This is a genomic window from Rhodopseudomonas sp. B29 (assembly GCF_000333455.1).
GTDB lineage: Bacteria > Pseudomonadota > Alphaproteobacteria > Rhizobiales > Xanthobacteraceae > Rhodopseudomonas.
In genome coordinates, this window is record NZ_BADD01000447.1 from 1 (window position 1) to 8221 (window position 8221).

The following is an 8221-nucleotide window of genomic DNA, read 5'->3' on the forward strand; positions in this document are numbered from 1 at the left end:
ACTTCCTGATGATCATCATCGGCGGCGCAGCGCAGGAAGCTGCGCACGCGGTGCGTCGCAAGCTGCAAGGCCGTATCGCGCGGGGCCGCTAAGTCCCTTCGCCAATATCAGCCCGGCTGGCGCGCGATCCAGCGTTCGCCGTCCTTGCGATACTGCTTCTTCACCGCCGCCCAGGCGACGCGGTGGGCGGTCGCCTCCTGCTCCTCGGGGCCGCGCTCGGCATATTCGGCAAAGGCGTTGTTGAACGCCGCGATGTAGATCTGCTGCGCGTGGAGTGGAAGCCGCACCTGCAGCGCCGGCGGCAGATCGTCGATCGAAGCGTAAGGCAGCGTCGTCTCCTGTCGCGTTGGTGCCGTACCCAGGACGAACAAAATCGAATATCGTGGGTTGCGTCGGCGCGGATGCACAAGTCTCCCACCCGATTGCGGCGGGCTCGCGTCCACTCCGGTCGACGGGCTCGAGGAGAAGCGTCATGACGGCTGCGGACTCGCCCAGCGAAGCGTCATTTGCGCTGCAGCGTGACCGGATGGTGACCGAGCAGATCGCCGCCCGCGGCGTGCGCGATCCGCGCGTGCTGGCGGCGATGCGCAGGGTGCCGCGCGAGGCTTTCTTGCCCGCCGACAAGCGCGCTTTTGCTTATGACGATGCCCCGGTGCCGATCGCCGCCGGGCAGACCATGTCGCAGCCCTACATCGTCGCGCTGATGGCCGAGGCGCTCGGGCTGACAGGCGGCGAACGTGTGCTGGAAATCGGCACCGGCTCCGGCTACGCGGCCGCAGTGCTGGCTGAACTGGCGGCGGAAGTGTTTTCGGTCGAGCGTATCGACACTTTGGCCGATGCGGCAGCGGCGGTGCTTGGCCGGCTCGGCATCCGCAATCTGCATCTGCGCTGCGGCGACGGCACGCTGGGTTGGCGCGAACATGCGCCCTTTGCGGCGATCGTGGTGGCGGCCGGCGGCCCGCAGGTGCCGGCCTCGCTGAAGCGGCAGCTGATCATCGGCGGCCGGCTGGTGATGCCTGTTGGGCCGAGCGACGACATGCAGCGACTGGTCCGTGTCACCCGCCAGGGTGAAGCCGATTTCTACGAAGAGACTCTGGCCGAAGTCCGTTTCGTGCCGCTGCTCGGCGCCGAAGGCTTCGGCCAACCGCCACGCTGATGCCACCTTGACTCAGCGCAACATTATACCTGCGTCGCCGCGCTATCGCTCGCGCGCCAACTGACCCATCGCACACTGACCCAACGCAAATGAGCCTAGCGGCAGACGCGCTATAGCAATCGGCAACACCACGAAACTGCGGGGAGCACGACCATGATCAAGGATCTCATCGTCAATCTCGAGCGCAACACGCCGCGCCAGCGCATCAGTGAATTCGCGATCGGCGTCGCGCAGATGTTCGACGCCCACATCGCCGGCGTGTGCTTCGCCTACGACGCGCTGCCGAACTTCACCATGCCGGATTTCCCGTCCGACGTGATCAACCAGATGATCGCGGCCAGCGAAGCCGCCGCCAAAGCAGCGATCGGGCAATTCGAAGAGAACTGCCGGCGCCAAAGCGTCTCGGCCGAACATCATCTGCTCGAGACGGCCTACGGCACGCCCGGCCGCTTCCCCAAGATGGCGCGGCGCTTCGATCTGTCGATCATCATGCAGTCGGACGCCGAAGAGGGCGACAACGACATCCTGATCGAGCAGGTGCTGTTCGACTCCGGACGCCCCGTGCTGATCGTGCCCTATATCCAGAAGGCGGCGCTGAAGCTCGACCGAATCGTCTGCTGTTGGGACGGTAGCCGTGCGGCGACGCGTGCGATCAACGATGCCCGGCCACTGCTGCGCCGCGCCGGCGCCGTCGAGCTGCTGATCGTGCGCGACCACAAGGTGCGCGATCCCAACGAGCTGCGCGGCATCGAGATGGCCAATCATCTGGCACGCCACGGCATCAAGCTCGACGTCAAAACCATCACCGCGCCGGACGTCGGCGTCGCCGCCTCGATCCTGTCGCACGTCGCCGATTCGTCGGCCGACCTATTGGTGATGGGCGGCTACGGCCATTCGCGCCTGCGTGAATTCGTCCTCGGCGGCGTCACCCGCGAGATGCTGAAGTCGATGACTGTCCCTGTGCTGATGTCGCATTGAGGTTTGATTTTCGCCGTCATGGCCGCGCTTGTCGCGGCCATCCACGAATTGGGCCTCACTGCGTGGCAAGACGTGGTTGGCCGGGACGAGCCCGGCCATGACGGCTGAGAAGCCGCGCAGAGCACTTTCGCGTCGGTGCTTTTGATGGGCGTCAACGGCAGCGCCGGGCCGGGACGCCAAATTGAATCCCCCGTCCCGTCGAGGCTGCCGCTCGATGTTGCCTCGTTCGCCTGCCGCGCTTCCTCACACCGTCGGAGACCCTCCCACGATGGTCGATATCGTGACGTTGACGCCCAATCCAGCGCTCGACCTGTCGACCTCCGTGGAGAAAATGGTACCGAGCCGCAAGCTGCGTTGCGTGGCGGCGACGCGCGATCCGGGTGGCGGCGGCATCAATGTGGCGCGGGTGGTGCGGCGCTTCGGCGGCAGCGTCGAGGCGATCTACCCGGCCGGCGGCTTCACCGGCCAGTTGCTCACCAGCCTGCTGGCGCGCGAGCGCATTCCGACGCGCGTCGTCGAGGTCGAGGCCGAAACCCGCGAAGATTTCTCCGTCACCGAGAACGACACCGGCGCACAATATCGCTTCGTGCTGCCGGGTCAGACGCTGGCAGAGCCCGAGTGGCACGCCATGCTGACCACCCTCGCCGCCACTGTGCCCGCACCCAGAATCGTGGTCGGCTCCGGCAGCCTGCCGCCCGGCGTGCCGGCGGATTTTTATGCGCGCGCTGCGGCGGTGACGAAGCGGCTCGGTGCGAAGTTTTTCCTCGATACGTCCGGCGAGCCGCTGGTCGAGGCGCTGAAGCACGGCGTCACGCTGATCAAACCGAATTTGCGGGAGATGCAGGGTCTGGCGGGTCGGCCGCTGTCCAGCGAGCGCGATTGGGTCGAGGCGGCGCGGCAGCATATCGACCGCGGCGAGGTCGAGATCGTGGCACTGTCGCTGGGGCATCTGGGCGCCGTGCTGATCACCAAGGATGTCGCGCTGCGCTCGCCGGCGCTGCCGGTCACGGCGATTTCCACCGTCGGTGCTGGGGACAGCTTCCATGGCGCCATCACCCATGCGCTGGTGCAGGGCCGTCCGCTCGAAGACGCGTTCCGCCTCGGCCTCGCTGCGGGGTCGGCGTCGCTCACGATGCACGGCACCGAACTCTGCCGTCCCGCCGATGTCGAACGGCTCAGCCGCGAGGTGGTGATCGAGCGGCTGTAGCGGCCGCCTAAACCACGTGGTCCGGCGCCAGCGCGCAGGGCGTCTGCGGGTCGGTCTCGACCTGCACGGTGGCGTGGGCGATGCCGAAATCGTGCTGCAGCTCGTGCGCCAGCTCGATCAGGAAGCCGTCGCCGGGCGCGCCGGTCGGGATCAGCAAATGGCAGGTCAGCGCCACCTCGGTGGTCGACATCGGCCAGATATGCAGATCGTGAACCTGGGCGACGCCGGGGCGGCTCGCCAGAAAGTCCCGTACGGCGACCGGATCGATGCCGCGCGGCACGGCGTCGAGCGACATCGCGGCCGAATCGCGCAGCAGGCCCCAGGTACCCCAGACGATGACAACCGCGACCGCGAGGCTGGCGACCGGATCGAGCCAGGTCCAGCCGGTGAAGAGAATGACCAGACCGGCCAGCACCACCGCGACCGACACGCCGGCGTCGGCCGCCATGTGCAGATAGGCGCCGCGGATGTTGAGGTCGCTGTCGCGGCCGGAGGCGAACAGCCAGGCTGTCACCGCATTGATGCCGACGCCGATCCCCGCAACCACCATCATGGTGACGCTGGCCACCGGCTCGGGATTGAACAGCCGCAGCACGGCCTCCCAGGCAATGGCGCCGACCGCCAGCAGCAGAAACACCGCGTTGAACAGAGCAGCCAGGATGGACGAGCCGCGAAGCCCGTAGGTGTAGTGGGCCGATGGCGGCCGCTTCGACAGCGCCGCGGCGCCCCAGGCCAACGCCAGCCCGAGCACGTCGGACAGGTTGTGGCCGGCGTCGGCGATCAGGGCCATCGAGTTGCCGAAATAGCCGAAGAGCCCTTCGGCCACCACGAAAGCGATGTTCAGCGCGATGCCGATTGCGAAGGCCCGACCGAAATCGGCCGGCGCATGGCTGTGTCCGGCGCCCGCATGGCTATGGCCACCAGTGTGCCGGTGCGAATGGGCATGGGCGTGCGAAGCGGCGTGGGCTTCATGGCCGTGGCCGTGATCGTGGGTCATCGAAGTGCTCCAGGAACAACCCCTACCGCGGGCGCTTCGTGTTTGCACGAGGTCGGGTTTGTGAATCGACCTTCAGCGCCAAGCTACCGGACCGCGACTGACAACTTGTCTTCACACTGCGAAGCCATATGCTTGAAAGAATGAATTGGTGTCCTGTCTTTGTCACTTCGCCGTTGCGCTGAATGGATGCACTTCGTAAATAGGGGCGCCTTCGCGCCAGCATCGTGGCGACGGCGGGCACGTCTGACCACTAGAACTTCTAAAAACAAACAGCAGACACCTTCGACACCGAGGCTCCCGCCCTCAAGCAGCTCCAACATAAAAGCCGCTGATGACCACCAGGATCGAACGACCGCTCTCGCCGCATATGCAGACCTACCGCTGGAGCCTGACGATGGCGTTGTCCATCGTCCACCGCGCCACCGGCATCGCGCTGTATTTCGGCACCCTGCTCTTGGCGTGGTGGCTGATCGCCTGCGCCGCCGGCCCCACCAACTACGCCACCGTCCAGGCGTTCACCGGCAGCTGGATCGGCCGGCTGGTCCTGTTCGGCTACACTTGGGCGCTGATGCATCATCTGCTCAGCGGCATTCGGCATTTCATCTGGGACCTCGGCTACGGCTTCAAGTCCGCCGACCGCGAATGGCTCACCTGGGCGGCGCTGATCGGCGGCGTCACGCTGACGGTGTTGCTCTGGGTCGTCGCGTTCTCGATGGGAGTTGCCCGATGAGCATCGAAGAATCCCACGGCAACGCGCCGCGCAGCGCCAACACCATGCGCACCCCGATGGGCAAGGTCCGCAAGCTCGGCGCCGCTCATTCGGGCACCAGCGACTTCTGGCGTCAGCGCATCACCGGCGTCGCCATGACGCTGCTGATCCTGCCGGTCATCGTCGTGATCATGATGCTGCTCGGCCGTAATCAGGCCGGCGCCGCGCAGATACTCGGTTCGCCGCTGATCTCGCTGATCATGATCTTGTTCATCATCGCCTCCGCGGTCCACATGAAGATCGGCATGCAGGTGGTGATCGAGGACTACGTACAGAACGAGAAGCTCAAGCTGGTCACCATCATGGCCAACAATTTCTTCTCGATCGCCGTCGCGCTGGCGGCGATTTTCGCGATCTTCAAACTGGCATCCGGAGTGTAAGAGCATGGCGGCGAACGGCAACGGCGCACCGGCCGTGGGCGGCCACGCCTACCCGATCGAGGATCACACCTACGACGTCGTCGTCGTCGGCGCCGGCGGCGCGGGCCTGCGCGCGGTGGTCGGCTGCAGCGAAGCCGGGCTTCGCACCGCCTGCATCACCAAGGTGTTTCCGACCCGCTCGCACACGGTTGCGGCGCAGGGCGGCATCTCGGCCTCGCTCGGCAACATGCACAAGGACGATTGGCGCTGGCACATGTACGACACCGTCAAGGGGTCGGACTGGCTCGGCGACCAGGACGCCATCGAGTACATGGTGCGCAACGCCCCGGACGCGGTCTACGAGCTCGAGCATTGGGGCGTGCCTTTCTCTCGCACCGAGGACGGCAAGATCTATCAGCGGCCGTTCGGCGGCATGACGATGGATTTCGGCAAGGGTCAGGCGCAGCGCACCTGCGCGGCGGCGGATCGTACCGGTCACGCCATGCTGCACACGATGTACGGCCAGGCGCTGCGCCACTCGGCCGAGTTCTACATCGAATTCTTCGCCATCGACCTGATCATGGACGATCAGGGGCACCTGCCGCGGCGTCGTCGCGCTGAAGCTCGACGACGGCACGCTGCATCGCTTCCGCGCCCAGACCACGATCCTGGCCACCCGGCGGCTATGGCCGCGCCTACGCGTCCGTGCCACCTCGGCGCACACCTGCACGGGTGACGGGGGCGCCATGGCGCTGCGGGCCGGCCTTCCGATGCAGGACATGGAGTTCGTGCAGTTCCACCCGACCGGCATCTACGGGTCGGGCTGCCTCGTCACCGAAGGTGCGCGCGGCGAAGGCGGTTACCTCGTCAATTCCGAGGGCGAGCGCTTCATGGAGCGCTACGCGCCGTCCGCCAAGGATCTGGCGTCGCGCGACGTCGTCTCGCGCGCGATGACGATCGAAATGCGCGAAGGCCGCGGCGTCGGCAAGAAGAAGGATCACATCTTCCTGCACCTCGACCATCTGGCGCCGGAAGTGCTGGCCGAGCGTCTGCCGGGCATCTCGGAATCGGCACGAATTTTCGCCGGCGTCGACGTCACCCGCGAGCCGATCCCAATCCTGCCGACCGTGCACTACAACATGGGCGGCATTCCCACGAACTTCCACGGTGAAGTCGTCACCAAGAAGGATGGCGACGACAACGCAGTGGTGCCCGGCTTGATGGCGCTCGGCGAAGCCGCCTGCGTGTCGGTGCACGGCGCCAACCGCCTCGGCTCCAACTCGCTGATCGACCTCGTGGTGTTCGGCCGCGCCGCGGCGCTGCGCTGCGCCGAGAAGCTGGTACCGAACGGCAAGCAGCCCGAGCTGCCGGCCGACTCGGCCGAGCTGTCGCTGTCGCGGCTCGACAAGTACCGCTACGCCAAGGGCGGCACCCCGACCGCCAAGCTGCGCGAGCGCATGCAGCACGTGATGCAGAACAACTGCGCGGTGTTCCGCACCGGTGAAGTGCTCGCCGAAGGCAAGGACCTGATCGCCAAAGTGCACGGCGGTATCGGCGACATCGGCGTCTCGGACCGTTCGCTGGTGTGGAATTCGGATTTGATCGAGACGCTGGAGTTCGACAACCTGATCGTGCAAGCGGTGGTGACGATGAACTCCGCCGCCAACCGCACCGAGAGCCGCGGCGCCCACGCCCGCGAGGACTTCCCCAATCGCGACGACGCGCAGTGGATGAAGCACACGCTGGCCTGGCTCGGCGACAAGGGCGATACCACCATCGAGTATCGCCCGGTGCACGACTACACGATGACCAACGACGTCCAGTACATTCCGCCGAAGGCGCGTGTGTACTGATCCTAGATCGTCATGCCCGGGCTTGACCCGGGCATCCATCGCTCTTCGCAAGAAGATGGATTGCCGGGTCAAGCCCGGCAATGACGAACAGAGCCAGAGGCAACGACATGGTTGAATTCGCACTTCCGAAGAATTCGAAGATCACCGGCGGCAAGACCTGGCCGAAGCCGGAAGGCGCGAGCGAAGTTCGCGAGTTCCGCGTCTATCGCTGGAATCCGGACGACGGCAAGAACCCGAGCGTCGACACCTACTACGTCGACAAGCACGATTGCGGCCCGATGGTTCTGGACGGACTCATCTGGATCAAGAACAACATCGATCCGACGCTGACCTTCCGCCGCTCCTGCCGCGAAGGCGTCTGCGGCTCCTGCGCCATGAACATCGACGGCGAGAACACGCTCGCCTGCACCAAGGCGATGGACGACGTCCGTGGCGACGCCGTCAAGGTCAACCCGCTGCCGCATCAGCCGGTGGTGAAGGATCTCGTACCCGACCTCACGAACTTCTACGCGCAGTACGCTTCGATCCAGCCCTGGCTGCAGACCGTGACGCCGACGCCGCAAAAGGAATGGCGCCAGAGCCACGAAGACCGCGAGAAGCTCGACGGTCTCTACGAATGCATCCTGTGCGCCTGCTGCTCGACCTCGTGCCCGAGCTACTGGTGGAATTCGGACCGCTTCCTCGGCCCGGCCGCGCTGCTGCAGGCGACCCGCTGGGTCGAAGACAGCCGCGACGAAGCTACCGGCGAGCGCCTCGACAATCTCGAGGATCCGTTCCGCATCTATCGCTGCCACACCATCATGAACTGCGCCAAGGTCTGCCCGAAGGGCCTCAACCCCTCCGAGGCAATCGCCAATCTCAAGCTCAAGCTGGTCGAACGCCAGATCTGATCCGCGCATCAT

General features: G+C 65.8%; 10 protein-coding genes. 8 read left to right on the forward strand and 2 right to left on the reverse strand.

The window, feature by feature from the left end; all coding sequences use genetic code 11:
- Positions 1 to 107 precede the first annotated feature (107 nt).
- Entirely contained in the window at positions 108 to 329 is a 222-nt protein-coding gene (locus I5M_RS15920; protein WP_031336608.1) for a ChaB family protein, read from the reverse strand.
- Between the two features lie 143 nt (positions 330 to 472).
- Between I5M_RS15920 and I5M_RS15925 the strand changes: the two genes are divergently transcribed.
- The 3 genes from I5M_RS15925 (at position 473) to I5M_RS15940 (ending at position 3341) form a co-directional block, all read left to right on the forward strand.
- Entirely contained in the window at positions 473 to 1156 is a 684-nt protein-coding gene (locus I5M_RS15925; protein WP_022722303.1) for a protein-L-isoaspartate(D-aspartate) O-methyltransferase, read from the forward strand.
- A gap of 153 nt (positions 1157 to 1309) precedes the next feature.
- On the forward strand, positions 1310 to 2134 hold the full coding sequence (locus I5M_RS15930) for a universal stress protein (protein ID WP_022722304.1): 825 nt from the start codon (positions 1310 to 1312) through the stop codon (positions 2132 to 2134).
- A gap of 268 nt (positions 2135 to 2402) precedes the next feature.
- The gene (locus tag I5M_RS15940) at positions 2403 to 3341 is read left to right on the forward strand and encodes a 1-phosphofructokinase family hexose kinase (RefSeq protein ID WP_022722306.1); all 939 of its coding nucleotides are present in this window, start codon (positions 2403 to 2405) and stop codon (positions 3339 to 3341) included.
- 7 nt (positions 3342 to 3348) lie between these two features.
- On the opposite strand, the gene I5M_RS15945 is transcribed toward I5M_RS15940, so the two are convergent.
- Positions 3349 to 4338, reverse strand: coding sequence for a cation diffusion facilitator family transporter (locus I5M_RS15945; protein WP_022722307.1), 990 nt, complete (start codon positions 4336 to 4338; stop codon positions 3349 to 3351).
- A 331-nt stretch (positions 4339 to 4669) separates the two neighbouring features.
- Here I5M_RS15945 and sdhC point away from each other — a divergent pair, with 331 nt between their 5' ends.
- From sdhC to I5M_RS15965, 5 genes are all read left to right on the forward strand, one after another.
- Positions 4670 to 5068, forward strand: coding sequence for a succinate dehydrogenase, cytochrome b556 subunit (sdhC, locus tag I5M_RS15950; protein WP_022722308.1), 399 nt, complete (start codon positions 4670 to 4672; stop codon positions 5066 to 5068).
- Entirely contained in the window at positions 5065 to 5487 is a 423-nt protein-coding gene (gene sdhD, locus I5M_RS15955) for a succinate dehydrogenase, hydrophobic membrane anchor protein (RefSeq protein ID WP_022722309.1), read from the forward strand. The genes sdhC and sdhD overlap by 4 nt, the downstream gene beginning before the upstream one ends.
- Positions 5488 to 5491: 4 nt before the next feature.
- The gene (locus tag I5M_RS34080; protein WP_283804869.1) at positions 5492 to 6202 is read left to right on the forward strand and encodes an FAD-binding protein; all 711 of its coding nucleotides are present in this window, start codon (positions 5492 to 5494) and stop codon (positions 6200 to 6202) included.
- The gene (locus I5M_RS34085) at positions 6105 to 7319 is read left to right on the forward strand and encodes an FAD-binding protein (RefSeq protein WP_283804870.1); all 1215 of its coding nucleotides are present in this window, start codon (positions 6105 to 6107) and stop codon (positions 7317 to 7319) included. Before I5M_RS34080 ends, I5M_RS34085 begins: the two co-directional genes overlap by 98 nt.
- Positions 7320 to 7426: 107 nt before the next feature.
- On the forward strand, positions 7427 to 8209 hold the full coding sequence (locus I5M_RS15965; protein ID WP_031336610.1) for a succinate dehydrogenase iron-sulfur subunit: 783 nt from the start codon (positions 7427 to 7429) through the stop codon (positions 8207 to 8209).
- Positions 8210 to 8221 lie beyond the last annotated feature (12 nt).

Bases quoted from the DNA above. Each gene is read 5' to 3' on its own strand.
- I5M_RS15925 (WP_022722303.1), top strand. From the start codon at position 473: ATGACGGCTGCGGACTCGCCCAGCGAAGCGTCATTTGCGCTGCAGCGT.
- I5M_RS15930 (WP_022722304.1), top strand. From the start codon at position 1,310: ATGATCAAGGATCTCATCGTCAATCTCGAGCGCAACACGCCGCGCCAG.
- I5M_RS15940 (WP_022722306.1), top strand. From the start codon at position 2,403: ATGGTCGATATCGTGACGTTGACGCCCAATCCAGCGCTCGACCTGTCG.
- I5M_RS15945 (WP_022722307.1), bottom strand. From the start codon at position 4,338: ATGACCCACGATCACGGCCACGGCCATGAAGCCCACGCCGCTTCGCAC.
- sdhC (WP_022722308.1), top strand. From the start codon at position 4,670: ATGACCACCAGGATCGAACGACCGCTCTCGCCGCATATGCAGACCTAC.
- sdhD (WP_022722309.1), top strand. From the start codon at position 5,065: ATGAGCATCGAAGAATCCCACGGCAACGCGCCGCGCAGCGCCAACACC.
- I5M_RS34080 (WP_283804869.1), top strand. From the start codon at position 5,492: ATGGCGGCGAACGGCAACGGCGCACCGGCCGTGGGCGGCCACGCCTAC.
- I5M_RS15965 (WP_031336610.1), top strand. From the start codon at position 7,427: ATGGTTGAATTCGCACTTCCGAAGAATTCGAAGATCACCGGCGGCAAG.